Annotated in this window: 19 protein-coding genes, 1 tRNA gene and 1 pseudogene; 19 read left to right on the top strand and 2 right to left on the bottom strand. The window is 51.0% G+C overall.

Features of this window, described 5'->3' with window-relative positions; translation table 11 throughout:
* Positions 1 to 13 precede the first annotated feature (13 nt).
* The 14 genes from FDZ78_RS13210 to FDZ78_RS13145 all read left to right on the top strand — a co-directional run bounded on the left by FDZ78_RS13210 (position 14) and on the right by FDZ78_RS13145 (position 17,813).
* Entirely contained in the window at positions 14 to 1,315 is a 1,302-nt protein-coding gene (locus FDZ78_RS13210; RefSeq protein ID WP_136408748.1) for an ABC transporter permease, read from the top strand.
* 8 nt (positions 1,316 to 1,323) lie between these two features.
* Entirely contained in the window at positions 1,324 to 2,664 is a 1,341-nt protein-coding gene (locus FDZ78_RS13205) for an ABC transporter permease (RefSeq protein WP_136408747.1), read from the top strand.
* A gap of 62 nt (positions 2,665 to 2,726) precedes the next feature.
* Complete coding sequence (locus FDZ78_RS13200; RefSeq protein WP_136408746.1) at positions 2,727 to 3,398, top strand: ABC transporter ATP-binding protein; 672 nt, start codon at positions 2,727 to 2,729, stop codon at positions 3,396 to 3,398.
* A gap of 31 nt (positions 3,399 to 3,429) precedes the next feature.
* The gene (locus FDZ78_RS13195) at positions 3,430 to 4,719 is read left to right on the top strand and encodes an ABC transporter permease (protein ID WP_136408745.1); all 1,290 of its coding nucleotides are present in this window, start codon (positions 3,430 to 3,432) and stop codon (positions 4,717 to 4,719) included.
* Between the two features lie 22 nt (positions 4,720 to 4,741).
* Positions 4,742 to 5,995, top strand: a complete 1,254-nt coding sequence (locus FDZ78_RS13190; protein WP_136408744.1) for an ABC transporter permease — start codon at positions 4,742 to 4,744, stop codon at positions 5,993 to 5,995.
* A 97-nt stretch (positions 5,996 to 6,092) separates the two neighbouring features.
* Positions 6,093 to 7,541, top strand: a complete 1,449-nt coding sequence (locus tag FDZ78_RS13185) for a TolC family protein (protein ID WP_370291908.1) — start codon at positions 6,093 to 6,095, stop codon at positions 7,539 to 7,541.
* Positions 7,542 to 7,563: 22 nt separating this feature from the next.
* Positions 7,564 to 8,901 carry a sigma-54 dependent transcriptional regulator gene (locus FDZ78_RS13180; RefSeq protein ID WP_136408742.1) on the top strand — a complete coding sequence of 446 codons (1,338 nt, stop codon included), beginning with the start codon at positions 7,564 to 7,566 and terminating at the stop codon, positions 8,899 to 8,901.
* Positions 8,902 to 8,917: 16 nt separating this feature from the next.
* Positions 8,918 to 10,252 (top strand): PAS domain-containing sensor histidine kinase, encoded by a 1,335-nt coding sequence (locus tag FDZ78_RS13175; RefSeq protein ID WP_136408741.1) that lies wholly within the window; start codon positions 8,918 to 8,920, stop codon positions 10,250 to 10,252.
* A 113-nt stretch (positions 10,253 to 10,365) separates the two neighbouring features.
* Entirely contained in the window at positions 10,366 to 11,391 is a 1,026-nt protein-coding gene (murB, locus tag FDZ78_RS13170) for a UDP-N-acetylmuramate dehydrogenase (protein WP_168182081.1), read from the top strand.
* A gap of 68 nt (positions 11,392 to 11,459) precedes the next feature.
* Entirely contained in the window at positions 11,460 to 12,770 is a 1,311-nt protein-coding gene (gene murA, locus FDZ78_RS13165; protein WP_107031873.1) for a UDP-N-acetylglucosamine 1-carboxyvinyltransferase, read from the top strand.
* 61 nt (positions 12,771 to 12,831) lie between these two features.
* The gene (locus tag FDZ78_RS13160; protein ID WP_136408739.1) at positions 12,832 to 15,042 is read left to right on the top strand and encodes a bifunctional (p)ppGpp synthetase/guanosine-3',5'-bis(diphosphate) 3'-pyrophosphohydrolase; all 2,211 of its coding nucleotides are present in this window, start codon (positions 12,832 to 12,834) and stop codon (positions 15,040 to 15,042) included.
* Positions 15,023 to 15,889, top strand: a complete 867-nt coding sequence (locus FDZ78_RS13155; RefSeq protein WP_107031871.1) for a hypothetical protein — start codon at positions 15,023 to 15,025, stop codon at positions 15,887 to 15,889. The genes FDZ78_RS13160 and FDZ78_RS13155 overlap by 20 nt, the downstream gene beginning before the upstream one ends.
* Before the next feature lie 92 nt (positions 15,890 to 15,981).
* The gene (locus FDZ78_RS13150) at positions 15,982 to 17,379 is read left to right on the top strand and encodes a YihY/virulence factor BrkB family protein (RefSeq protein ID WP_136408738.1); all 1,398 of its coding nucleotides are present in this window, start codon (positions 15,982 to 15,984) and stop codon (positions 17,377 to 17,379) included.
* Between the two features lie 59 nt (positions 17,380 to 17,438).
* Entirely contained in the window at positions 17,439 to 17,813 is a 375-nt protein-coding gene (locus FDZ78_RS13145; RefSeq protein ID WP_107031869.1) for a RidA family protein, read from the top strand.
* A 150-nt stretch (positions 17,814 to 17,963) separates the two neighbouring features.
* Here FDZ78_RS13145 and FDZ78_RS13140 read toward each other — a convergent pair whose 3' ends face one another.
* Positions 17,964 to 19,508, bottom strand: coding sequence for a Do family serine endopeptidase (locus FDZ78_RS13140; protein ID WP_107031868.1), 1,545 nt, complete (start codon positions 19,506 to 19,508; stop codon positions 17,964 to 17,966).
* A 244-nt stretch (positions 19,509 to 19,752) separates the two neighbouring features.
* Between FDZ78_RS13140 and FDZ78_RS13135 the strand changes: the two genes are divergently transcribed.
* From FDZ78_RS13135 to FDZ78_RS13125, 3 genes are all read left to right on the top strand, one after another.
* Positions 19,753 to 20,577, top strand: coding sequence for a C40 family peptidase (locus tag FDZ78_RS13135; protein WP_124075756.1), 825 nt, complete (start codon positions 19,753 to 19,755; stop codon positions 20,575 to 20,577).
* 30 nt (positions 20,578 to 20,607) lie between these two features.
* Positions 20,608 to 21,912, top strand: coding sequence for a pitrilysin family protein (locus FDZ78_RS13130; protein WP_124075757.1), 1,305 nt, complete (start codon positions 20,608 to 20,610; stop codon positions 21,910 to 21,912).
* A gap of 159 nt (positions 21,913 to 22,071) precedes the next feature.
* A tRNA-Ser gene (locus FDZ78_RS13125) sits at positions 22,072 to 22,156 on the top strand.
* Positions 22,157 to 22,374: 218 nt separating this feature from the next.
* Here FDZ78_RS13125 and FDZ78_RS13120 read toward each other — a convergent pair.
* Positions 22,375 to 23,481 (bottom strand): hypothetical protein, encoded by a 1,107-nt coding sequence (locus FDZ78_RS13120; protein ID WP_136408735.1) that lies wholly within the window; start codon positions 23,479 to 23,481, stop codon positions 22,375 to 22,377.
* Between FDZ78_RS13120 and istA the strand changes: the two are divergent.
* Positions 23,480 to 25,062 (top strand): annotated as a pseudogene (gene istA / locus FDZ78_RS13115) (IS21 family transposase). The gene FDZ78_RS13120 and the pseudogene istA overlap by 2 nt on opposite strands.
* Entirely contained in the window at positions 25,046 to 25,831 is a 786-nt protein-coding gene (gene istB / locus FDZ78_RS13110; RefSeq protein ID WP_136408734.1) for an IS21-like element helper ATPase IstB, read from the top strand. Before istA ends, istB begins: the two are co-directional and overlap by 17 nt.
* The last annotated feature ends 38 nt before the right edge of the window (positions 25,832 to 25,869 follow it).

The raw sequence follows: 25,869 nt of genomic DNA, 5'->3' as shown, positions 1-25,869 counted from the left end.
TCCCCCACCAGACATGCAGATCCGTTCATCACTCAGACAATTATGGCGCGAATCGCGGGCCAATCCGGGATTCACGGCTCTCTACATCGGCGGCGTGGCATTCGCAGTGGCTTTCACGATGGTCTATGCCATTATCTACTACGTAAATATCGCCCCGCTTTATCCTGAATACCACCGTGACACCACAAGCTACGCTGCCTACATCCAGATACGAAATGACAGCACCTCCAGCACACAAGGGAGTCTTATAAGCAAAAAATTCATTGACGAATTTATCGCCAACTCCGAAAACATCGAATTTTGCAGTATCATAGCTCCAACAAGAAATGAAGGTGCAACGATCTCTACCCCAAACGGCACAATCAAAGCCGTTTCAAAACTGACCGACAGGAATTTTTTCAGGCTCTATGACTATGAATTCCTTGCGGGACGCCCGTTCAGTGAAATAGAGGTTGAAAGCGAGAAACCCTTTTTCGTTGTGATCACCAACACGATCGCCGAGAGAGTTTTCGGCAGCCCGGAAAATGCCGTCGGGAGTGAAATCCTCATCGACTACCGTCCACACAAGGTTGTAGGAGTGATCCGTCGCGGTAACCCGGTGGCCAACACCTCCTATGCGGACATCATAAGGCCCTATACCATAACTCCAATGTCAATGTCCGGATATAACGGATCTTTGAAAGACTATCTCGGCAGCTTCTGCGCCTATATCAAATTCAGCGACAGCAGACAGCGCGAACGTTTTATGGCTGAGTACAATGACAAGATCAGCCGGACGGCAGATGCCGATGGATTCAAAATCAACAGCGCCAAAATCAAGACTCACTATGAAGGGCTGTTCGAAGGGAATGAGACCGAGCCGATCCCCTTGGAAAATGCAGTCAGATCACTCATAATCATGCTCCTCGTTCTGCTGATTGTCCCTGCCATCAACATCAGCGGCATGATCGGCGGTCAGATGGACCGTCGCCTGGCTGAAACCGGACTCCGCCGCTCATTCGGAGCCACCCGCGGCAATCTGATACGCCAGGTGATGTTTGAAAACTTCGTGCTGACCCTTACCGGTGGTCTCATAGGCTTCTTGATAGCCTGGGGCATAGTGCTCATAGGCCGCCGTCAGCTGCTCCAGCTGCTTGTCAGCTCATGGGAGATGATCGACGCACCGATAGACATCAGTGCCGAAATGCTTTTCGCCCCCGCAATTTTTATCGGAGCCCTTCTCTTCTGCCTCATGCTCAATCTCCTCTCTGCCTATATTCCGGCCCGTCTGTCACTGCGCAGACCGATAGTCAACTCCCTTAATTCAAAACGATAATCTCCGTCATGTTAAAACTTATATATAGAAACCTCATTGCCCACCGCCGGCGCTATTTCTGGATAATGCTTGAACTCTGCATAGCGGTGTTCATTTCCTGGAAGCTGCTTGACAAAGTGATTGTCAACGAATACAACCGACTCTCACCGCTCGGCTACGACATAGACCGGCTTGTCACGTTTCAGTTTAGAGAGCTCCCGTCAGATGCCATGCCCTCCGGCTATGAAGAGCGCGACATCGACAGTAAGATGGCCGACGTCATCCGCATCATTGACATGGTCCGTGATGACAGCCGTGTGGAAGCGGCAACTATCACAGGTCAATATACTTTTGAAAAAATGGGTGTGTGGATGAACACCATCCCGAAAGTGACCTCCGACAGCGCCGGCGAGAAAAACAAAGTTTCTATCAACGCCTTTTATATAAACTTCTGGCGCGACACGGATTTTTTCAAGACATTCGGTCTGAAAGATGTCTCCGGGACCAATCTGGCAGACTTCGAGGAGCAAGCAATGACCAAAAGCCAGATAATAGTCTCGAAATCTATAGCTGAATTCCTCTTCCCTGGGGAAAGTGCCATCGGCCACTCTCTTTTCGAAAAGAACGGCGAAGAACAGAAAGACGGACGTGAAATGATTGTAGGAATCGTCAATGATGCCGTATATCGCTCACCAAGCGGACGTTCCCCAATTGTCTACAAGCCACGGAACAACAAAGATGTGGAGCGCGAAGGAGGCGTAGAAACCCTCAGCGGAGTGATCAGACTGAAAGAAGGCGTAGACATGAGCGCGTTCATCCGCGACATGAAACCGAAAATCGAACAGGACTACCGCTTCGGCGAAATCTATTGCGAATCACTTGCCCCCTACAACGATATGCGCGAACGAATGGCCCGCGATGTCAACAACGACAATTTCATCGCCAAATCAATAGCTCTGTTCTTCTTTGTCAACATACTGCTCTGCATGACCGGCACATTCTATCTCCAGACACGCAAGCGCAGCGAGGAAGCCGGAGTGATGCGCTCGTTCGGAGCTTCGCGCGGCTTCATCATCCGCGAAATGCTCGGCGAAGGATTTGCAATGGTCACCCTGGCGTGGCTCTGCGGCTGCATTCTGTACTGGTTTTTCATTCATGACTCCGGACTGGCCGACATCAGTTTCATGGGCTATGACATAACAATAGTCAAGCAGCTGATGCCTCTGTGGTATGATGATTTCCTGACGCATTTCGCCATCGTCTCGCTGGTCATCTATGTCATCATGCTCATAGCCGTCATGGCCGGTATCTATTTTCCGGCCCGGCGCATCAGCCGCATCAGCCCTATCGAAGCGCTACGAGAAGAATAACGGATATCAGACACTATATTAATCATAACAGTAACCTCCCACAAACAATACCCAATAACATCATGAACGCAATCGAACTCAAAGAAATCAATAAGATCTACCGTACAGACGAAATCGAAACCCTCGCACTCGAAAATGTGAACCTCACGATTGAAAAAGGTGAATTTGTCAGCGTAATGGGTCCCTCCGGCTGTGGCAAATCGACTCTGCTCAATATCGTCGGTCTGCTTGATGAACCGACAAGCGGCTCTGTCATCATCGACAATACCACAATCGGCAAAATGTCAGACAGCAAACTCGCAGCCTTCCGCAATTCAAAACTCGGCTTTGTCTTCCAGAGTTTCCACCTGATTAACTCGCTCAATGTACTCGACAATGTGGAACTGCCGCTCATCTATCGCTCAATGAGCGCGTCAGAGCGTCAGCGCCATGTGCGCGAAGTGCTTGAACGTGTAGGCCTCAGCCACCGTCTGCGCCACATGCCCTCGCAGCTCTCCGGCGGTCAGTGTCAACGAGTGGCAATAGCCCGCGCCATTGTCGGAAACCCTGAAATCATCCTTGCCGACGAACCGACCGGCAACCTCGACTCAAAAATGGGAGCCGAGGTAATGGATCTGCTCCACAGTCTTAACAAGGAAGACGGACGCACTATCATGATGGTGACCCACAACGAACAGCAGGCCCGTCAGACAGACCGCATCATCCGTTTCTTCGACGGCCGTCAGGTGCAGTAACAGTAAGCGATAACAAAGAAAACAACATCCAATGAAAATAAATTATTTCAGACAGGCTTGGTCATCCATAAAGCAAGAGCCGGTTGTCAGCGCCGTAAGCCTTGCAGGTACGGCTCTCGCCATCTTCCTGATCATGGTTGTGGTCATGATCGAGGAAGTCAAGACCGCCCCGTTCGCACCGGAAAGCAACCGCGACCGCTGGCTGGTACAGAAATATGCCTCCATCACAAACGAATCATGGGGCACTGACAACTCATCAAACGGAGGCATGGGATTCAATCTGGTCAAGCAAGTGTTTTACCGGATGGAGATCCCTGAGGCTGTGACAGCTTATACCGTTACCCCTTCCACCGGCCTGTTTTCCGTGCCCAGTCAGGCTCCGTTCTGTGCGGAAGAACTGTCAACGGACGCAGGATTCTGGAAAGTAATGGACTTTACTTTTATATCAGGCAAGCCTTACACACAGGAAGATTTCGAGGCCGGACTGCCGGTGGCTGTCCTGTCGGAATCAACAGCACGACGTCTGTTCCAGACAAGCGATGCGGCCGGACGCGAATTTCAGCTCAATTATGTCACTTTCCGTGTGGCCGGTGTGGTCAAAGACGTATCTAATCTTGCCACCGCCTCATATGCACAGGCCTGGATTCCGTTCACATCGACCAGCACGGCAGACTTCAGCTGGTGTGACTACATGGGCCCCCTCAGTGTGACAATCCTGCCACGCGATGAAGCTGACGTCCCGGCCATCCGGAAGGAATATGACAGACTTTTTGCCGAACTCGGCGACGAGGCAAAGATCAACGGGTGGAAATTCATACTCCGTGAGAGACCTTACACACAGGAAGTCACCGCCAACACCCCCTGGGCCAGCGTCAGCCCTGACATGTCAGGAGTCTACCGCCGGCGGATCACCACCTACCTGATACTGCTCCTTGTCCCGGCAGTCAATCTGAGCAGCATGACCCACAGCCGCCTGCGCCGCCGGTCGGAAGAGATCGGGGTACGCAGGGCATTCGGAGCACGTCGTTCCGTAATCATGACCGATATTTTTCTTGAAAATCTCATCATCACGCTTTTCGCCGGTATGCTTGGCCTGCTTCTGAGTCTCGGCTTCGGACTGATTTTCGGAGGGACGGTCTTCGCCCCCGGCTTCGGAACGTCCATTGAATCGTCCGGCATCAGCCTCGGAATTCTGTTCCACTGGTCGACTTTCGGCTGGACAATGCTCTTCTGCTTCCTGCTCAATCTGCTCAGCGCAGGACTCCCGGCACTAAACGCATCACGAATCAACATCGTCAGCGCCCTGACAGGCAAACGCTAATTCACCACTCCTACATAAAATCATGAAAAGAAAATTATTCAGACAGACAGCCAACGAATGGCAAAACAATGTGTGGCTCGCCATCGAACTGCTCATTGTCAGCGTGGTGATGTGGTTCGTCTCAGATTATATATTCACCAACATATCAATCTACACCTCGCCGCGCGGATTTAATACGGACCATTGTTATCTTATAGGGTACCGTGAGCTGAACGACAAAAGCCCTGACTATGCCGGCAAGCTGAACAAGGCCGAGCGCAGCGACAATCTGCTCCGCCTGCTTGAACTACTGGAAAAACGTCCGGAAATCGAATACGTGGCAATGGGACAAAATGCGTATTTCTATAACCATTCAAACAGCGGAAACCATATGGAGACCGACACGTTCAACACTGGCAACTACTACTTCCTGCGCCGCCTCGTATCGCCTGACTTCACCAAGGTGTTCCGCATCATGGGAGCCAACGGGGAGAGCCCCGAAGAACTTGCTGAAATTCTCAGAAACAATCCGCGCTCCTTCCTGATCTCAGACAATGCCTTTTCACACTACGGCATCAACCATATGAAAGACTTCATTGGCCACGAATTTACAAGCCATGCCACCAATGACACACTGGTCCTTGCCGCCGCCTTTATACCGGCTCGTTATGATGACTATAACAGCGAAGATATGGCCCACTCGATGATATTTACCTGCAGCCCCGATGACTATATCTATCTGAATGAGTTGGTGGTCCGCGTCAGAGACAATATGGACCATGACTTCATTGAGAACCTGATGAAAGACGCTCCTACAACGCTACGTTCAGGCAACTATTTCATCTCTTCGGTCCAGTCATTCGATGATATCCGTGAAATCCATCAGCGAGACTATGATGCCGATCTGCGCAACTATTTCATAGGCGCAGCCTTCCTCGCTCTCAACATCTTTCTCGGTCTGTTAGGCACCTTCTGGTTCCGCACACAACAACGTGTACCGGAAATAGCCATCCGCAAGGCCAACGGAGCCACACGCTCCGACATCTTCCGCCGAGTCATAAGCGAAGGAGAACTGATATTGCTTCTTGTCACCCCCTTCGCCGCAGCCATTGACTGGGGACTCACCAGGATGGAGCTGAACACCTATTACCACGGCACTTACTTCGAGCCGGTACGCTTCATCAGCTGCCTGCTCATTGCCTGGGGACTTATGGCTCTGATGATTTTCCTCGGAACCGTCATCCCGGCCAACAGAGCAATGAACACCGCTCCCGCCAAAGCTCTTGGCGAAGAATAAAAACTATCGCCACAATCCACAAAATAAACATATCTCAATTCTGAACACCTCCATTACTATTCATATGAAGCAATTAAGATTATTGGTTTTCCTCTTCATGCTTGCCGCCGCGAGGCCGGCAGGCATGGCAGCGGAGGTGCGTCGCATAACTCTCGACGAAGCCATACTGACAGCGCGGTCACACAGCGTAGACGCCGCTGTCGCACTCAACGAATTGCGTACCGCCTACTGGACATACCGCACCTATCGCGCCGAACTTCTGCCGGAAATCAACTTCAGCGCCACAGCTCCCGGCTATCGGAAAAGCTACAGCAGCTATCAGCTCGACGACGGCTCGTTCACATTTGTCCGCAACAACTATATGGAAATGAACGGCGAGATCTCGGTTGACCAAAACATCTGGCTTACCGGAGGTACTCTGTCGCTAAACACTTCGATAGACTATCTCAAGCAGCTGACCGGCACACGTTACAACCGCTTCATGTCAATTCCGGTGGCACTCACACTCTCCCAGCCTATTTTCGGTGTCAACACCATCAAATGGGACCGCCGCATCGAGCCCGTGCGCTATGCAGAAGCCAAAGCGGCTTTTATCAGCGCTACTGAAAACGTGGCCATGACGGCCATAAACTATTATTTCTCCCTGCTGCTGTCAAAAGAAAATATTTCCATTGCCCGGCAGAATCTGGCCAACGCACAAAAACTTTATGAAGTGGCAAAAGCCAAGCGCGAGATGGGCCAGATCAGCAAAAACGACCTTCTGCAACTTGAACTGAACCTGCTCAACGCCCGCTCGACACTCACCGACTGCGAAAGCGACTACAAGGCAAACATGTTCAAGCTCCGCGCCTTTCTTGACATCGAGGATGACGTGACGCTTGACCCAATTGTCCCCGACACAATTCCCCAGGCCCTTGTCTCCTATGACGATGTACTCGAAAAGGCACATGCCAACAACAGTTTCGCACAGAACATCCGCCGCCGTCAGCTCGAAGCCGACTACCAAGTGGCCAAGGCTAAAGGAGACCAGCGCCAGATAATGCTCTACGCCCAGATAGGCTACACCGGCACGTCTGACCGCTTCGGCGAGGCATATGACCGGCTCAAGGACAACCAGGTGGTTGAAGTCGGGTTCAAAATTCCCATTCTCGACTGGGGCAAACGCCGCGGCAAGGTCAAAGTCAGCGAAAGCAACCGCGAAGTGGTGCAGAGCCGTCTGCGCAAAGAGCAGATGGAGTTCGACCAGAATATCTTCATACTCGTGGAGCGTTTCAACAATCAGCGCCGCCAGCTCGAAATCTCTCTGAGAGCCGACACCATAGCCCGCCAGCGCTATGCCACCAATGTAGAGACATTCATGATCGGTAAAATTTCCACTCTTGACCTGAACGACTCGCAGGTGAGCAAAGATGAAAGCCGCCAGGCCTACATCAACCAACTCTATCTCTACTGGAACTATTATTATCAGCTCCGCAGCGTGGCCCTCTGGGATTTCTCGGCCAACCGAAGCATCGACGCTGACATAGAAGCTATTGTCCGACGTTGAAAAAAATCGTAATTTTGCAATCATGATTCTTATAGTCGATGATGATCCCGCAGTACGCCTGTCTCTGAAACTGTTGCTGTCGCGCAACGGATTCGAGACCGTTCTGGCCGCTTCGCCCAAAGAGGCTATGGAAACCGTACGCGCCGAAACTCCGGAACTGGTGATGCTTGACATGAACTTCTCACGGGCCACAACCGGAGAGGAAGGCATAACCCTGCTCAGACAGATCAAGATCTTCCAGCCTGACACACCGGTGATACTGATGACCGCGTGGGGCAGCATACCGCTTGCTGTAGAGGGAATCCATGCCGGGGCCTTTGACTTCATCACAAAGCCGTGGGACAACTCGGCTCTGCTTCAGCGCATAAATGTGGCGCTGGAACTTAACAGCCCGAAAACAGACACTTCCTTACCCGCCGGACGCTTTGACCGTTCATTCATAATAGGCCGGTCACCGGCTCTGATGAACGTGCTTGACACAGTGGAACGCATTGCCGCGACTGATGCCCCGGTGCTCATCATGGGTGAAAACGGCACAGGAAAGGAACTGATAGCCGAAGCCATCCACCGCAACAGCCGGCGCAAAGGCAAAAGCATGGTCAAGGTCAACCTTGGCGGCATAGCATCGTCACTTTTCGAAAGCGAGATGTTCGGCCACAAGAAGGGAGCATTCACCGGTGCTGTAGCAGACCGGGAGGGCCGTTTTGCGATAGCTGACGGCGGCACCATCTTCCTTGACGAGATCGGTGAACTTGACCTCAACTGTCAGGTGAAACTCCTGCGGGTGCTTCAGGAACACACATATGAAATGCTCGGTGACAGCCGTCAGCGCCACACCGATGTCAGAGTAGTGTGCGCCACAAACGCCAATCTGCCGGCAATGGTAGGCAAAAAAACTTTCCGCGAAGACCTGTTCTATCGAATTAACCTTATCACCGTCACGCTTCCGCCATTGCGTGACCGCACTGAAGATATCCCTTTGCTGGTCGACCACATCATGCGTGAACACTGCGCGCAGACAGGCCGGCCGATTCCCGAAATCACTCCTGAGGCTATGGCGTTTCTCTGCTCTCTCCCCTATCCGGGCAACATCCGCGAACTGAAAAACTTCATAGAGCGCACATTGCTTGTCAGCCCCGGCGACCATCTTGACGAAAGGGAGTTCCGCAGTCAGTATGACGGAGCCATTCCGATGCCTGACAGTCCGACGCGTTCCAGCCTTGAGATGCAGGAACGGGAAAGCGTAGAACAGGCCATAGCCCACTCCGGCGGCAATCTGACACGTGCCGCGGCTCTTCTGGGCATCACACGGCAGTCACTCTACCGCCGTATGGAAAAGTACGGAATAAAAGGCAATTAACCCGCGCTACAAACCCATGAGAATAAGCTGGATACTGATCATAATCATCCTTTTGCTCGGAGCATCACTTGTCAGCTCCCTGCTGCTGTCTGTATCCGAAGCCGGGACAGAGCTGTATATCACCCAGTCAGCCTGTGTGCTCGCCATCATACTGCTGATTGTGTTCTACCGCAGTGTGATGAAACCGATCCGCAGCATCACAAACGGCATTGACCTGCTGCGCGAACAGGATTTCAGCAGCCGTCTCTCTCACGTCAATCAGCATGAAGCTGACAAGATAGTCGACATGTTCAACGGCATGATGGTGGCGCTCAAAGAGGAACGGCTCAGGCTGCGCGAGCAGAACCATTTTCTTGATCTGCTTGTAGACGTCTCCCCGATGGGAATTCTGATTCTGTCAGACGCCGACCGTATCAAGACAGCCAATAAAGCCGCTGCTGCATTTCTCGGCTTTGCCGACAGTTCGGCCCTGGAGGGTCTGACTGTAGATAGCCTCGATTCCCAGCTTGCGGCAGTGCTCTCCGGCCTCAGTCAGGGACAGACCGTCACCGAGCGGCTGAACGACTCGATGATCTATCGCTGTTCGCGTCTGTCATTCATGGATCAAGGCTATCCCCACCCCTTCCTTCTTATAGAGAAACTGACCGAAGAGGTGATGATCGCCGAAAAAAAGAGCTACGAAAAGGTGATCAGGGTCATAGCGCATGAAGTCAACAATTCGATGGCCGGAGTCAATTCCATGCTGTCGACCGCACGGCTTATGCTCAGTGAGAGCAGCGATGATTACGCAGATCTGAGCGAAGTGGTCAGCGTATGCGAGGCCCGCTGCCAGTCGATGAGCAAATTCATAACCGCTTTTGCCGATGTGGTTAAAATCCCTGAAGCCAGCCTCAAGCCGACTGATCTGAACAGTCTGATAGAAAGCTGGCGTGTGATGCTCGAAAGCCTCTGCGGACGACATGGCATAAAAATTGAGTTCCGGCTTGAAGCACAGCCAATACCCGTGATGACCGACACGGTGCTAATGGAACAGGTAATAATCAATATCGTGAAAAACTCGGCAGAGAGTATCGGTTCGAGCGGACTGATAACCGTGGCCACATCCGCTTCGCCGGCCACTCTGACCGTCACTGACAACGGTCCTGGCATTGACCCTGAAGCGGCAAAAAAACTCTTCAGTCCCTTCTTCTCCACGAAGGTCAACGGCCACGGCATAGGCTTGCTTTTTGTCAGCGAAGTGCTCCACAAGCACTCATGCAAATTCTCACTCGCTACCGGTCAGGACGGACTGACACGTTTTTCAATCAGCTTTCCGGACCACAAATCTGCCGTTCCCGCTTTCAGGAAGTGAATTTTTAGCTGTCAAAGAAGCTTGCTGCAAAAATTTTTGTTATTTTTGTGGATGAATTCAGCCCGATGTCCTATCGGCTCCGTCGCGCTCACGTCACAAACAATTCATCCGACATGATCAGAACTCTTGACAATTACAATCTGACTGCACACAACACGTTCGCAATGAATGTGAAATGCAGTGAGTTTATGGAATATACCAAAGCTGATGACATTCCGTTCATCATATCATCGATCAGAAAAGGCGTAGAGAAATTCCATATCGGAGCGGGCAGCAACCTGCTTTTCACCGGTGATTTTCCCGGCATAATACTCCACAGCGCCATAAAGGGAATTGAGATACTGTCTGAAACTGCAGAAGAAGTGATAGTCAGAGCGGGCGCAGGCGAAACTATGGATGAACTGATTCTATGGGCCTGCCGGCGCGGACTCTGGGGAATCGAGAATCTCTCAGGCATCCCTGGCGAAGTCGGAGCCTCGGCCGTGCAGAATGTCGGAGCCTATGGAGCCGAAGCAGCTGACAGCATTGTGGCTGTACATGCATATGACGAAGTAGAGGAAGAGTTTGTCACATTCACCACCGATGAGTGCCACTATGCCTACCGTGATTCCGTTTTCAAGCAGGCCGATTTCAAGAAGCGCTATATAATCCATGCCGTAGACTACAGACTCTCCCCCATTCCCGCCCCCGATCTTTCATATCCGGCTCTCAAAAGCCACTTTGAAGGATTCGATGAATCAACACTTTCGCCGTCAGACATCCGCAAGGCCATTATCGAGATCCGCAATTCAAAGCTGCCCGATCCGGTCAAAGTTCCAAGCGCGGGAAGTTTCTTCAAAAATCCGGTGATAAGCGAAGAGCTTTTCGCCGAAATCCGCGCCAAGGAAGCACCGGCAGAACCACCTCACTATAAAGTCAGCGACGGCTACAAGATTCCGGCCGCGTGGCTGATAGACCGTTGCGGATGGAAAGGCTACCGCGACGGCAACACAGGTGTGTGGCATCTGCAACCGCTGGTCATTGTAAATCCAGACCGGCAGGCAAGTCCTGAAGAAGTAATCAGTCTTGAAACACGGATCATCGACTCCGTGAAACAACGCTTCGGCATAAAGCTGACCCCTGAGGTTGAACATATTTAGAGGATCAGGCATTCTTATTTTAGCATCACTTTTCAACTGTCTCACCAACTAAAACCTGCATAACAATTATGAGCACCTATATAATAGAGGGAGGCCACAGACTCAGCGGCTCCATAAAGCCACAAGGAGCCAAAAACGAAGCTCTGGAGGTAATCAGCGCCACACTGCTCACCTCGGAGCCTGTCACCATCCACAACGTGCCCAATATCCTCGATGTAATCAATCTCATCAATCTCCTGAAAGCCATGAGAGTGAAAGTAGACAGACTTAGCGAGGACACATATCGTTTTCAGGCTGACGATCTTGACGAGGATTATATTTCAAGCGCTGATTTCGTGGCACGCTGTGCCTCACTCCGCGGCTCAGTTCTCGTGGTAGGACCTCTGCTCGCCCGACTCGGCCAGGCATACTTCGCCAAACCGGGAGGCGACAAGATTGGCCGCCGCAGAGTCGACACACATATCACCGGCTTGTCGAAACTTGGAGCCATGATAGCATACAATGAGGACCGTCAGGCTTATTATCTGGTTTCTGTCGGAGGTCTCAAAGGCTGCTACATGCTTCTTGACGAAGCGTCTGTCACCGGTACCGCCAACATCGTAATGGCAGCCGCTCTTGCCAAGGGCACAACCACTATCTACAATGCGGCCTGCGAGCCTTACGTGCAGCAGCTTTGCAAAATGCTCGTCAAAATGGGCGTGAAGATAGATGGTATCGGATCGAATCTTCTAAGTATCACCGGCGTAGATAAGCTATCCGGAGCCGATCACACGATTCTGCCTGACATGATCGAAGTGGGCAGTTTCATCGGCATGGCTGCTATCACCCGCAGCGAACTCACCATCAAGGATGTCAGCTACGACAACCTCGGAATCATTCCCGACTCATTCCGCCGCCTCGGAATCAACCTTGAACGCCGCGGCGACGATATCTTTATCCCTTCACAGGAATCATACGAAATCGAGACCAATCTCGACGGCTCGATCCCGACAATAGCAGATGCTCCCTGGCCCGGACTCACCCCGGACCTCCTTTCAGTCATGCTCGTCACCGCTACACAATGCCGCGGCAGTGTTCTGATACATCAGAAGATGTTTGAAAGCCGCCTCTTCTTCGTTGACCGTCTGATTGACATGGGTGCGCAGATAATGCTCTGCGACCCACATAGAGCGGTGGTCATAGGACTTGACCACAAGGTTCCGCTGCGGGCTAACAAAATGCACTCGCCTGACATCCGCGCCGGCATCGCAATGCTCATCGCCGCCATGAGCGCCCGCGGAGTTTCAAGAATTGACAACATCGACCAGATTGACCGCGGTTACCAGGCAATCGACACGCGACTCAATTCAATCGGAGCCTGCATTCACCGCCGCGACTGATCACATCTGCTGTTTTCAGGCCAGAGACATCGTAACTCCCCCCTCCAACCTCACTTACACAATGGAAAAACCGATATTTACATCCGCTGAAACCACCGAGCTGAAAGCCCTCGCCAGAACTCTTCTGCGCGAGGCGGCTGAAGTGGCGTCACCTAAAGATTTCGCTACGGTCAAGGATGCCGTGGCCAGAGCCTATTCGGGAGAGAAATCGCCGGTTGACCGCCACGGGATCAACCGGGTGCTCCACTCGATGCGCACCGCGATAGCCCTCTGCCAGATGGTGTCGCCTGACCGCAACATGATCATCGCCACGATGACCTACGGGCTCTGCATGGAAGATGCCTTCTCTCAGGATCAGATACGCAAACTATGGGGTGAGGATGTAGAGCATATGGTCGGAGGTCTGATAAAGGTTTCAACCCTCTACGGCAAACAGGGTGTGGTGAAAACCGACAACTTCCGAAGACTGCTGATGACATTCGCGGAAGACATTCGAGTTATCATCATAATGATTGTGGAACGCCTGATTCTCATGCGCACCATCAACCATCATCCTGATGAAAAATTTGTGGCCGACACCGCTTTCGAGGCCAATTATCTCTATGCTCCGCTCGCCCACCGTCTCGGCCTCTACAAGATCAAAAGCGATCTTGAAGACATGTCGCTGAAATATACAGCCCGCGAGACCTATAGCAAGATTGCGGCCGAGCTCAACGAGACCAAGGTGGCCCGCGACGCATACATAGCCGACTTCATAGCCCCGCTTAAAGCCAAACTCGACACCACAGGTCTGAAATATGAGATCAAAGGACGCACCAAGTCAATCTATTCCATCTGGAATAAGTTGCGCAAACAGCAGGTGGAACTTTCAGGCATATATGACCTCTTTGCCATCAGAATCATTCTTGACGTGCCTCTTGACCGGGAAAAGGCCGACTGCTGGAATGTTTACTCGATCGTCACCGACATGTACACTCCGAATCCGGCCAGAATGAAAGACTGGCTGTCAATTCCGAAGAGCAACGGCTATGAATCGCTCCATACAACGGTCAAAGGTCCTGACAACAAATGGGTGGAAGTTCAGATCCGCACCCGGCGCATGGACCTTGTGGCTGAAAAGGGCCTTGCCGCCCATTGGAAATACAAGGGTATAAAGAGCGAAGGCGATCTCGACTCATGGATGAACAATATCCGAGACATCCTTGAGACTGCCGACGGTCCTATGGAACTGATGAAAAACTTCAAGATGGATCTCTATGACAAAGAAGTCTTCGTCTTTACTCCAAGGGGCGACCTCTACCGCCTGCCTCTCGGTGCGACAGTGCTTGACTTTGCGTTCAACATCCATTCCAAACTTGGCTGCACCTGCGTAGGAGGCAAAGTCAACGGGCGCAACCGCAAGCTGAACTACAAGCTCCATTCCGGCGACACCGTGGAGATAACCACTGCTCCCGGACAGATCCCCAAGCAGGACTGGCTCAGTTTTGTGGTGACATCCAAGGCCCGCAACAAGATCAAACAGACGCTCAACGAGCGCGCCAACCGTTCGGCCGAACTCGGCAAGGAACTTCTGCAGCGCCGGTGCAAAAACCGCAAGATAGAACTGGAAGAGGGCTATCTGATGCGCACCATCAAGAAGATGGGCTACCGAACTGTCACCGATTTCTACAAGGCGATTTCCGATGAAATCATCGATGTGAATGACGTGATCACACAGTATGAGCTCATCGAGAATGCCGACCGCAAAGCTGAAAGCGAACGCCGTAGCGCTGAAGAGTTCGAACTTCTTGACAACGGCGATCACCGCCAGGAATCGGCGTCAGACGACATTCTGATCATCGGTGACAACATCAAGGGGATCAACTACAAGCTCTCACGTTGCTGCAATCCGATTTTCGGCGACGATGTGTTCGGATTCGTCTCGGCCGAAGGGGTCATAAAGATCCACCGCAACGACTGTCCGAATGCCGAACATATACGCTACAAATATCCCTACCGCGTGATCCGCACCCGCTGGTCAGGCAAGGTCGGCAGCCATTTCGCCGCCACACTCAAGATTGTAGGCAACGATGACATCACCATCGTCACAAATATCACCTCTATAATAAACAAGGAGAAGGACGTCACTCTGCGCAACATCTCGATCGACTCCTCTGACGGCATTTTCTCAGGCTTCCTTGTCATAGGGATCAGTGACACGGACGCTCTTAACAATATAATCAAAAAAATCAAAACCATAAAAGGAATAAAAGATGTACAACGCAGTAACTGACCGCAGACTGTTAGGACGCACTATAAAACTCACTTCAATGTGCCTGCTGCTGTCAATCGCAGCATCATGTTCAGGATCAGGCGACACAGAAAAGGCCAACGCCCTCCTTGATGAGGCCCAATCTGCCTATGAAGCCCGTGACTATTCGAAAGTCATGGCGCTTATCGACACGCTTAAGAGCCGTTATCCGCGCGAAATCGATGTGCGTCGCGAAGCTCTACATCTGGCCACAAGAGCCACTGAAGGGCTGAGCGTGATGAAACTCCAGGAGGCCGACTCGCTCACCGCAGTTTTAGGCGCACTGGGTGATTCGCTACAGCGCCAGATGAAGTACATAAAAAATCCGATTGAAGGATATTATGTGGCATCAAGCGCTGATCCTGCCAGATTCATAGGCACCAACGGTCTGCAGGGCCGCGTGAGTCCTGAGGGCAATTTCTATCTTATATCCTCTCTGAAAGCCAAGAGTGTGAAAAGCACTTCCGTCACCGTGAGCGCCGGCGGCCGCGAAGCAAGCACATCTGTAGTCAGCCATGACGGCGAACGCAACGACCGCTCTATGGGAGCAGAGGTCATCACCTTCATGGGGGTAGAGTGCGATTCAGTGGGAAAATTCATCAGTGAGAATACCGATCGCGATATAAAACTCACGTTCAACGGCGCCTCCTCATATTCAATGACCCTCCCGTCCAAAGAAGCTCGCGAGATAGCGTTGGCTTATGACTATGCAGCCACTATACGCCGCTTCAAAGTGGCATCGCTTGAAAAAGAGCGCCTGAGCCGGACAGTTGACATTGCCCGCAGTCAGGCGTCACGCACATTTGTGGAGAAAGACAGCACAAAATAATTGGCTCCACAACCTTATGTCTGTAGATCCTTTTGCCCGGCAACAGACAGACTCTTAATCATACTGCACAAACACACATTATTGAAAACAAGATGATATTCACAAAGAAAAAGAAAGACATATCCGCTGACAGCAATAAGCCGCAATCGCTTTTCGAGCGTCTGAAAAACAAGGCTCTGGACATCTGGGAGTATTGTTCGAAAGGCGTATGGGAAGACAAGCGCGACACGCTTAAAATCCGGATTGTCAAGACTCTGAATCTGACAATCAGGACGTTCATGAGTGCCGATCTGCAGTCAAAAGCCTGTGCGATGACATATCGCACTTTGCTTGCGATTGTGCCGGCGCTCGCACTGCTTTTTGCCATCGGACGCGGTTTCGGATTTCAAAATCTGTTGCAAAATCAGGTTTATCAGTACCTTCCGTCACAACGCAAGGCTCTCGAAATGGCCTTCTCTTTCGTTGACTCCTGTCTCGCACAGGCTTCGGAAGGCATCTTTGTCGGTGTCGGCATCGTCTTCCTGCTATGGACCTTGATTTCACTGCTTGACAGTGTTGAAGAATCATTCAATAATATCTGGGGGATTACTGCAGACCGCCCGCTTGCCCGCAAAGTGACTGACTATCTTGCTATTTTCATCATACTGCCGGTATTGATGATCTGCTCAAGCGGCCTACAGATTTTCATGTCGACCACCATCCAGAAACTCCTGCCGTTTGCAGACATCACGCCATTCCTCGGCGATCTTCTCGACCTTGCGTCGGTGGCTTTGTCATGGCTGTTTTTTGCCGGTGCCTACATGTTGATCCCCAACACAAAAGTCCGTTTTCAAAACGCTCTTATTGCAGGAGTCCTCGCCGGAACAGCATTCCAGATCCTACAATGGCTTTTCGTTACCGGGCAAGTCTATGTGGCCAAGTACAATGCTATTTACGGCAGTTTTTCTTTCCTTCCCCTTATGCTGATATGGATGCAGCTTTCATGGCTGATCACACTGGCCGGAGCGCTCGTCTGCTGCTCGTCACAGAACATCAACATGTTTTCTTTCGAAAAACAGACCGATTCCATATCTTCCGGTTATCACCGCAAGGTGTCAATCGCCATGCTTTCTGTGATTCTAAAACGCTTCTGCAAACAGGAAAAGCCTTACAATATTTCGGAGCTATCGGCTCAATTCCTTATTCCTCCGAAACTCTCTGGTCTGGTTGTCAACAAACTTATTGAGTGTAACCTGATTGTAAGACTCGCGGTAGCTGACGGGAGTCCGGATGAAACTGATCCGCCCCTCATACCAGCCACTAGCCCGGAGCATTACACTCTCGGCCATGTGCTTGAGGTCCTTGACAATCATGGAGAATCGGACTTCATTCCTGAATTCGATCAAAACTTCAGATTGCTGACCGGCATTCTTGATAAACTCTCCGCTCAGATCGAAAATGAAGCCGGTGACATTCGTCTGGCCGACATACAGGTCAACAATATAAAATAGGAAATATCAACATCTCCCTCATATCAAATTTCATTAACCACAAAATTTAACTACCAATCATGAAAGAAGTCATTGCAACAACCGCGGCTCCCGGAGCCATCGGTCCTTACAGCCAGGCAATCAAGGCAGGCAACCTGCTCTTCTGCTCAGGCCAGATCCCCGTTGACCCTGCCACCGGCACCGTGCCAGAAGGCATCAAGGCTCAGACCGCCCAGTCGCTCGCAAATGTCAAGGCCATCCTTGCTGCCGCCGGTGCAAGCATCGACAATGTCGTAAAGACAACCGTATTCCTTGCCGACATGAGCCTTTTCGGAGAAATGAACGAGGTTTACGCCCAGAATTTCAACGAGCCTTTCCCTGCCCGCTCGGCTGTAGCCGTGCGCGAACTTCCCAAGCAGGTTCTCGTTGAAATCGAAGTCATCGCGGCTCTCTGATCTCCGCTTTTAAAGAGGCTGCTCCTGTCGGTCACCATGAAGTCCTGACAGGGGCAAAAAACAATACGGACAAATCCATAAATTCACATTCTGTGAATCCGGGATCTGTCCGTATTCTATTTAATCTATATCTGTGTTATTATCCAGAATTTATTCGGTGCCTGAAAGGTCGACGGCATAGATGCCGCGCTTCCCGGTGGGATAGACACCACGCAGGATCATGACCTTCTCATCGCCGTTGCCTTTCATAATTGCCTTATACATTTTCTCGGCATCTTCAGGAGTGCTTATGCGAGAATTGTTGATCGAGGTGATGATGAAGCCCTCCTTGACACCGGCGTCATGGAAGCGGCCTTTTGAGAGGCCGGTCACCTGCACACCGTTGCTGAGACCAAGCTGACGAAGTGTGGACTCATCAACTTTCTTGAAGGCACATCCGAGGTCCATGATGTCAGCCGCCTTGGTCACCTGAGTTGTGCCCTGCAGGTTGCGGAGCTGTACGTTGACCGAGTTGGTCTTGTTGTCTCTGACATAAGTGACCTTGATCTTGTCGCCGGGACGGTATTTGGCTACCTGTTCCTGAAGCTGGGCCACGTTGTCGGTAGGTATATCGTTGATGCTTATGATAACGTCATTTTTCTGCAGACCGGCTTCTTTGGCAGAACTGCGGTCACTGATCTCTCCGACATAGACACCCTTGGTCACAGCGGTGATGCCATGCTCTTTTGCAATCTCATTGGTGAGTTCTGAGATCGAGACTCCGAGAACCGCACGCTGCACAGTGCCGAACTGCTTCAGGTCACTGACAATTTTTTTGACAATCGAGGTCGGGATGGCAAACGAATAGCCGGCATAGCTTCCGGTCTGGCTATAGATCGCTGTGTTGATGCCTATGAGCTCTCCGGCAAGATTGACAAGCGCACCACCTGAATTTCCGGAGTTGACAGCCGCATCTGTCTGGATATACGATTCGATGTTCATCCGTCCGTGGCCTCCGCTACCGATGCTGCGCCCTTTGGCTGACACAATGCCTGCTGTGACAGTTGATGTGAAGCCGAATGGATTACCTACGGCAAGCACCCACTCTCCTACTTTGAGAGCCTCGCTGTCGCCCATCGGGATCACAGGCAGGTCTTTGGTGTCGATCTTGATCAGAGCGAGGTCTGTAGTCGGGTCGGAACCCACAACAGTGGCATCGAATGTGCGGTTGTCATTAAGAGTAACCTCCAGGCGCTCGGCCTCGTCAATCACATGATTATTAGTGACTATATAACCGTCAGAACTGATGATCACACCAGATCCAAGTCCGAGGGGCTGCTGTTTAGGCTGCTCCTGCTGAGGTTGGCTGCGACGGCCCCCGCCTGGAGAGCCGAAGAAATATTCGAAAAACGGATCATCGAAAAATCCGCCTCCCTGCTGCTGACGTGAATAGCCGCGCGGAGTGGCATAGCTCTTTATAGAGACAACACCGTTGATGGTGCTTTCGGCAGCCTTGGTGAAGTCGGATGTGTTGGCCGGAAGCTGAGAAACTCTTGTTACCTGCCCCTGAGCCTGGGCAGAGCCTGCAAAAAGTTCATTGAAACTCTGCGCTTCCTCCGCGGGGAAAAGCACCTGTTTCATCGCATAGGCTGTGATGGCCGAACTGACTACCGCTGTCGCGGCAGCGAGCATAATGATTTTGCTGCTTGATTTCATTTGCTTTACTATAATTTTTGTGCTTACTCTGTTTTTTTGTACGATGTGAATTCTGATGAATGTCATTTCTGACTATTAGACGGCAAAAAGTGTGCGTTGTTACATCGCTTGAGGCCAATTACTGACAGGTTTAAAATAATTTAAGCAGAAAATTTACGTTTTTAAGATATATTTACCACTCCGACCGATATTTGTAACTGTCATTTGACGGCTTACTGTCACAAAAAATGACTAAATTTGCGTCATGATGTCACGTTTATCCATTTCAATCCTCGTCTCCGCTTCAATAGCCTGCTCGATGCTGTTTGTATCGTGCGGAACATCGCGTTCGTCAAATGCTACGGTATACAAGACCACACCTGCCGGCACCAGGGGCTCTCGTCCTGACAAAAAGACATTCGACATACCTGCGTCACTGGCACCTCAGTCACACGCGTTGCTGACAGAAGCCAAACGTTGGATCGGGACACCATATAGATATGGTGGAGAAGATCGCAACGGAGTGGACTGCTCCGGGCTGGTGCTCAACGTTTACCGCAGCGCTCTTCAGCTCAAACTGCCACGCAACTCCGCAGCTCAGGCCGACTTCTGTAAACCGCTGTCGAAAGCCATGCTTATGCCCGGAGACCTCATTTTTTTTGACACCGCAGGAGGCGGAGGGAAAAAAATATCTCACGTGGGGATATATGTGGGTGACGGTATGATGATCCATTCATCGTCATCAAAAGGCGTAATAGTCAGCGATATCAATGCCGACTATTTCAAGCGGACCTTTGCCGGAGCCGGGTATGTGGAGAAATACCGAGACATGATAGCCTCAAACACTCCGAAGCCAAGCCCGGCTCAGCAGCCATCAAAAAACTCCGGTGCGGTAACTGTCGAGAAACGCAACGAGGCAGCGGCAGAAGAACCCTTCACTCTTTCACCCGTGACTTCGCCGCCTACGCGCAAGGTCACTCCTGCCGCTACCGGCACTCCCAAAACAGCCGAACCGACTCCGGAAGAAGCCCGAAAGAAAGTGCTCAATACCCTGATAGAGCAAAAACTCGACTCTATTTTCAACCGATAAGCCACCTCCTCCGCCACACCTATATATTATATGAACAGAACAATCGCCCCTCAGGTCCACAATTTCGGACCACTGCATCTGACGTCCCCCCGTGTAATCCGCCTGCATAACGGCATACATATATATATAGAAACCGGAAGCGAGGCCGATGTCAACCGTCTCACCATCGCACTGCCCGGAGGAGGAGCCGAAGAGCCTGTGGCAGGCCTGGCATCCTGCACTGCGTCACTTCTCGCCGAAGGGACCAATCATTACAGCGGAGCAGACATCGCAGCCCGGCTGGAATATGCCGGCGCGTGGACCGGAACTTCTGTTTCGACTCACCACACCTCGATCACCCTCTCCAGCCTCAACGACAAATTTGCAGAACTGCTTCCTCTGTTGATCGACATAGTATTCCATCCCATATTCCCGGCAGAGGCTACCAACGGCATTCTGCGCAGAAGGGCCGCAAGGATCGACATCGAACGCCGCAAGGTGTCATTTCTCGCAGACGAAGCCATACGGCCGCTGGCCTATGGCGCAAGTTCCCCCCTCGCCCGCTCTGAATCTGCAGAACAGATCCTCAGTCTGACCCCTGACCAGCTCCGCGAATTCCACTACTCACGCCTGTCGTCCAATGACATCCATGTATTCCTTTCAGGTAATATCACACCACGGATAGAGGCACTCGTTACCGATACATTCTCGCGCATCGCCTCAGGCACAAGCTTTGGCATGTCATCACTCAGTTTCGCCCCGCCAGCAGAAAGTCCACGCGAAGTACTCGTCGAACTTCCAGGATCCCAACAGAGCGCCGTGAATATGATGATTCCGGCTCCGGGAAGGCTTGACAGCAGTTTCGTGTCATTGCGCTGCGCCGTCACAGCCCTTGGCGGATATTTTGGAAGCCGCCTGATGCTTAACATACGCGAAGCCCGCGGCCTGACCTATGGCATCTCCGCCTCACTTTTCGGCTATCCTGAGCGCAGTTTCATAAGCGTGGCAACCCAGACCGCCTGCGATTCCGTAAAAGACGTGCGCAGACTCATTCTCGAAGAAATCGAGCGGATGAAAGACCCGGCATCCTATACCGAAGACGAACTCATGCGTCTGTCCCGTTTTCTGCTCTCAGGACTTGCCGCAACTCTTGACACACCATTCAGCCGGATGGATTTTTTCAAGACAAAACTTTATGCCTCGACACCCGATGACTACTTCGAAATCCAGGAAAACTTCGCCAGAAGGCTCGATCCGGCAAATACTTCATCAAAAGAAGCCGCAGAACTGCTTGTCTCAACCATAGCCGATAACTTCAATGTTTCCAGGAGAATAACCGCAGTAGCCGGTCTATAAAGAAATTTTCGCAACAACTATTTTGCAAAAACGCGCAAAAAAGTTTCCGAAAAATTTGCACAGTTCAACAAAACTCCTTAACTTTGCACCCGTAATCAAGAGAGCTATCCAACAGAACATTAAGAGAAATGATCTAAAGCTCTTAAGTGTTACAAATTTGGAGAGATGGCAGAGTGGTCGATTGCGGCGGTCTTGAAAACCGTTGAGGGTCACACCTCCGGGGGTTCGAATCCCTCTCTCTCCGCAATAAAGCCTGATTATCAGGCTTTTGTTGTATATACACCCAATTTTACACCCAGTTTTGGGCGTGAGATTGGGTGTTTTGTTTGGGGCTTAAAGGGAGAAAAGAAGGGAATAAAAATTTTTATTCTCCCTTTTGTTCCTTCCAAAAAGAAGGAATACGGCTCTACACCCACTTTAGTTTAGAGCCGTATATATAAGGTACGATGATAAAGTAAAGCGTCAGCCTAGGATTTCTTTTAAGGCTTCTGCAAATTCCTTGTTCTTTTTGCTTGGTGGATCGCTTATGGGTTCACGGTATTTTGAACGGTAATATTCTTGTTCAATGCCTGTATTCCGGAGCATGGCTCCAATCCACTCGCTGCGCATACCTTTATCAATCTTTTCGCTTAGCTGATGGATGAGGTAGCAAACTCTTACTTTCTCATTCCTGCAAACCTCCAAAGGCTTGGAGGCTTGATGCAGGTTAAGTGCATGGAAAAAATCAATGGCTGCCATATCTTCAAACTGCCGTCCATTACAGAGCTCATGGACGGACACCAAAAGCGACATTGATAAATACACTTCAGTCCGTTCGGACTGTTCTTTGTTCTTTTCTACAGGTTTATTATAGTATTTTTCTATGACAGGCAGTAGACCATTGCATTTAAGATATATTAGCCTGAAAATATCGGTCGGTACACTCCATCTTTCCTCTTCGAGGCTTTTCCGCTTTGCGTAAAAGTTTTGAAGCTTCGCTTTCTCCTTTTGGTATTCTGCTGTCAGCTTGTCTACCCTTCGTTCCAACACGGCTGCTTCATCTTTCGACATACCATTGAACGGAGTCATTTCATACGAATTAGAGGCTTCTTTTAGTTCGTCGCTTGCTGCCTGTGTTTTCTTTTGTTGGGCTTGAATATCCTTATCGACGTATGACAACGGTTTGTCCCAAAGAAATCTCAAATCCCTACAATCATAGTAGATGCTGTTATCATTATATAGCGTTACAATTTTGTCTAAATCGGTATGTAGACTTTTAAGAACAATCTCCATACGCTCCGCTGGTGCTTTCAGAACCAAGTCCATTATTCCAGATTCTACATCGTGAACAGAAGGGAAAGAATTGATAATAGCAACCAAGGTCAAGGCATCTTCACAGGCGATGCCACTGGAAAACCCAGGCTCGGATGACCCCTTAGACCAGGTTGAATTGACCCCTGAAGCCAAAATATCACTGACCCTTTTGCCCAATATAAAAATGACCCCTGTCGACGTAATGTCAGCAGGGGATTTTATATGTATCTTTGAATTCCGTTTTGGCCGACGGGGGATATAATTCAAAGAAAACATGAACACAAAGTTAAAAAACATTCTCCTATGTCACGCATCAGGGATGGGCATAAAATGCATCAGTAGTGCCTTTGACATATCCCGGAACACGGTGCGCCGCTATGTGAGAATGTATCAGGACAGCGGTATACCCGCTGAGAAGCTGCCGTCGCTGAGTGATGCGCGGCTACAGGAACTATTTGCCATACCAGGGGCGAGGGAACGTAAACCGTCGGAGCGGCAGGTCAGGCTTGAAGCCCTATTGCCCGATTATGCGGCGCGACTTTCTCGAAAGGGCATGACGGTCAAGAAGTTGTATGAAGAGTATCATACCGGCCATCCCGATGGCTATCTGAAGGCATCTTTCGGGATGAAACTCAGGCAGTTCATGCTGCAGACCAACGCCATCGGGCATGTGGAGCACCGTGCCGGCGACCAGATGTATATCGATTTTGCCGGAGACAGATTGGAAATAGTCGATGAGGCAACAGCCGGGATACGAAAGGTCGAGGTGTTTGTGGCGATACTTCCATGTAGCCACTACACACAGTGTGGACGCAGAAGAAGGAAGATCTGATAAAGGCCTGCGAAAACGCCATCCGTTTCTACGGCGGCGCACCATGTGCGATTGTGCCTGACAACCTGAAATCTGCCGTCACGCGCAGTGGCCGCGACGAGCCGGTCATAAATCCTGACTTCGAATCCTTTGCCGAGCATTACGGCTGCGCCGTGGTGCCTGCCCGTGTGCGGCATCCAAAGGACAAGGCCCTGGTGGAAAATGCAGTAAAACTGATGTATCGGTCTGTGTACGTAGACCTTGAAGGTCAGATTTTCCATAATCTGGAGTCGCTTAACGAAGCAATCCTCAGGTCTCTGGAGAAGTTCAACGCGCGTAATCTGACGCGTCGAAAGGAATCACGCCGTCAGCTCTTTGAGGCTGTGGAGCGGGACAATCTCCGGCCATTGCCTGCGAACCGCTATCAGATGAAACAGCGGGCTGTCGCGACAGTACAGCGTAACAGCTACGTAACTCTGCACAAGCATCACTACAGTGTGCCTGTGCAATATGTAGGCAAACGTGTGGAACTGGTCTACGACACTGACACGATCGACATCTTTCATGGCTTTACCCATGTGGCGACGCATCACCGCAACGATACTCCGTATGAATATACAACGAAACCGTCACACAATCTGCCCGGACGCAAGGGGAGCTGCGAGAGCGACATTGCGGAACTGCTTTCACGTGCGGCACAGATCGACAACATCGTATTGCACTATCTGCGGGCTGTCATCGAGGACAGGCGTTATCCGGAACTTGCCTTCAGAGTCTGCCGTGGCATCATGAAACTTGAGAAAAAGTATGGACAGAAACGGCTTGTGTCAGGATGCGCCGCGGCAATGGACGCACGCCTTTACAGTGTCAGCGACATGGTGGACATACTTGAGTCCGGAGCCGATGCGGATTATTTGCCGGGGGCTGATGCCGACGGCAATGACCGTCAGACACCATCCCACCGGAACATACGCGGTAAAGAATATTTTGCCGCAAGCATAAAACTATCAGCCAACAACAACGAACAACATGGAAACGAACAATAAAACCACGCCAATAACAGCGGAGAAAGACCGCAACTCCATCTCTCTGGATCTGATGCACCGTATGCGCTTACACGGCATGTCGGCAGCGTTTTCCGAAAATCTTCAGGCCACATTCGCCGAGACAATGACACCTGACAGCTTTCTGAACTGGCTGTTATCCAGAGAATGGGACTACAGGGCCGCACGCAATATTGAGCGCCTGGTGAAAAACGCAAACTTCAGATACGACGACGCGTCGGTGGCGCAGATTGACTATAACCTTCCGCGTGGCCTGGATCGTAATCAGATGGAGCGTCTCGCATCGCTGGACTTTATCCGTAAAGGTGAAAACCTGTTCATCACAGGCTGTTCGGGTACGGGCAAAAGCTATCTGGCAACAGCACTGGGATACGAGGCATGCAAGGCCGGTATGCGCGTGCTGTACGCGAACGCATCCAAACTGATGGGAACCCTGAAAATCGCCAAAAACAAAGGAACAATCGAAACGGAGCTCAAGAAACTCGAAAAAACGCAGCTCCTGATCCTCGACGATCTCTTTCTGGTGCCTCTCGATGCCAAGGAACGCGCACACCTTACGGAAATCATCGAAGACCGCCATGGTCGCAAATCAATCATCGTGACATCACAGCTCCCCGAACTGGACTGGTACGAAGCAATCGGTGACTCCACAGTAGCAGATGCAATACTTGACCGCATTGTCCACACTGCTCATCGAATCACGCTTACCGGCGAAAGCGTCCGTAAGCTTAAAGCTATAAAAAGCAGATAAGACAAAATAAAATTGACCCCGTCGGCCAGAACGTTTTC

It is taken from the genome of Duncaniella sp. B8 (genome assembly GCF_005304985.1).
In the GTDB taxonomy this organism is placed as follows: domain Bacteria; phylum Bacteroidota; class Bacteroidia; order Bacteroidales; family Muribaculaceae; genus Duncaniella; species Duncaniella muris.
Note: the sequence above shows the minus strand (reverse complement) of the source record. Positions and strands in the feature narration are given on the sequence as shown.

Coding starts and splice junctions, on each gene's coding strand:
- FDZ78_RS13210 (WP_136408748.1), top strand. CDS start 14: ATGCAGATCCGTTCATCACTCAGACAATTATGGCGCGAATCGCGGGCC.
- FDZ78_RS13205 (WP_136408747.1), top strand. CDS start 1,324: ATGTTAAAACTTATATATAGAAACCTCATTGCCCACCGCCGGCGCTAT.
- FDZ78_RS13200 (WP_136408746.1), top strand. CDS start 2,727: ATGAACGCAATCGAACTCAAAGAAATCAATAAGATCTACCGTACAGAC.
- FDZ78_RS13195 (WP_136408745.1), top strand. CDS start 3,430: ATGAAAATAAATTATTTCAGACAGGCTTGGTCATCCATAAAGCAAGAG.
- FDZ78_RS13190 (WP_136408744.1), top strand. CDS start 4,742: ATGAAAAGAAAATTATTCAGACAGACAGCCAACGAATGGCAAAACAAT.
- FDZ78_RS13185 (WP_370291908.1), top strand. CDS start 6,093: ATGCTTGCCGCCGCGAGGCCGGCAGGCATGGCAGCGGAGGTGCGTCGC.
- FDZ78_RS13180 (WP_136408742.1), top strand. CDS start 7,564: ATGATTCTTATAGTCGATGATGATCCCGCAGTACGCCTGTCTCTGAAA.
- FDZ78_RS13175 (WP_136408741.1), top strand. CDS start 8,918: ATGAGAATAAGCTGGATACTGATCATAATCATCCTTTTGCTCGGAGCA.
- murB (WP_168182081.1), top strand. CDS start 10,366: ATGATCAGAACTCTTGACAATTACAATCTGACTGCACACAACACGTTC.
- murA (WP_107031873.1), top strand. CDS start 11,460: ATGAGCACCTATATAATAGAGGGAGGCCACAGACTCAGCGGCTCCATA.
- FDZ78_RS13160 (WP_136408739.1), top strand. CDS start 12,832: ATGGAAAAACCGATATTTACATCCGCTGAAACCACCGAGCTGAAAGCC.
- FDZ78_RS13155 (WP_107031871.1), top strand. CDS start 15,023: ATGTACAACGCAGTAACTGACCGCAGACTGTTAGGACGCACTATAAAA.
- FDZ78_RS13150 (WP_136408738.1), top strand. CDS start 15,982: ATGATATTCACAAAGAAAAAGAAAGACATATCCGCTGACAGCAATAAG.
- FDZ78_RS13145 (WP_107031869.1), top strand. CDS start 17,439: ATGAAAGAAGTCATTGCAACAACCGCGGCTCCCGGAGCCATCGGTCCT.
- FDZ78_RS13140 (WP_107031868.1), bottom strand. CDS start 19,508: ATGAAATCAAGCAGCAAAATCATTATGCTCGCTGCCGCGACAGCGGTA.
- FDZ78_RS13135 (WP_124075756.1), top strand. CDS start 19,753: ATGATGTCACGTTTATCCATTTCAATCCTCGTCTCCGCTTCAATAGCC.
- FDZ78_RS13130 (WP_124075757.1), top strand. CDS start 20,608: ATGAACAGAACAATCGCCCCTCAGGTCCACAATTTCGGACCACTGCAT.
- FDZ78_RS13120 (WP_136408735.1), bottom strand. CDS start 23,481: ATGTTTTCTTTGAATTATATCCCCCGTCGGCCAAAACGGAATTCAAAG.
- istB (WP_136408734.1), top strand. CDS start 25,046: ATGGAAACGAACAATAAAACCACGCCAATAACAGCGGAGAAAGACCGC.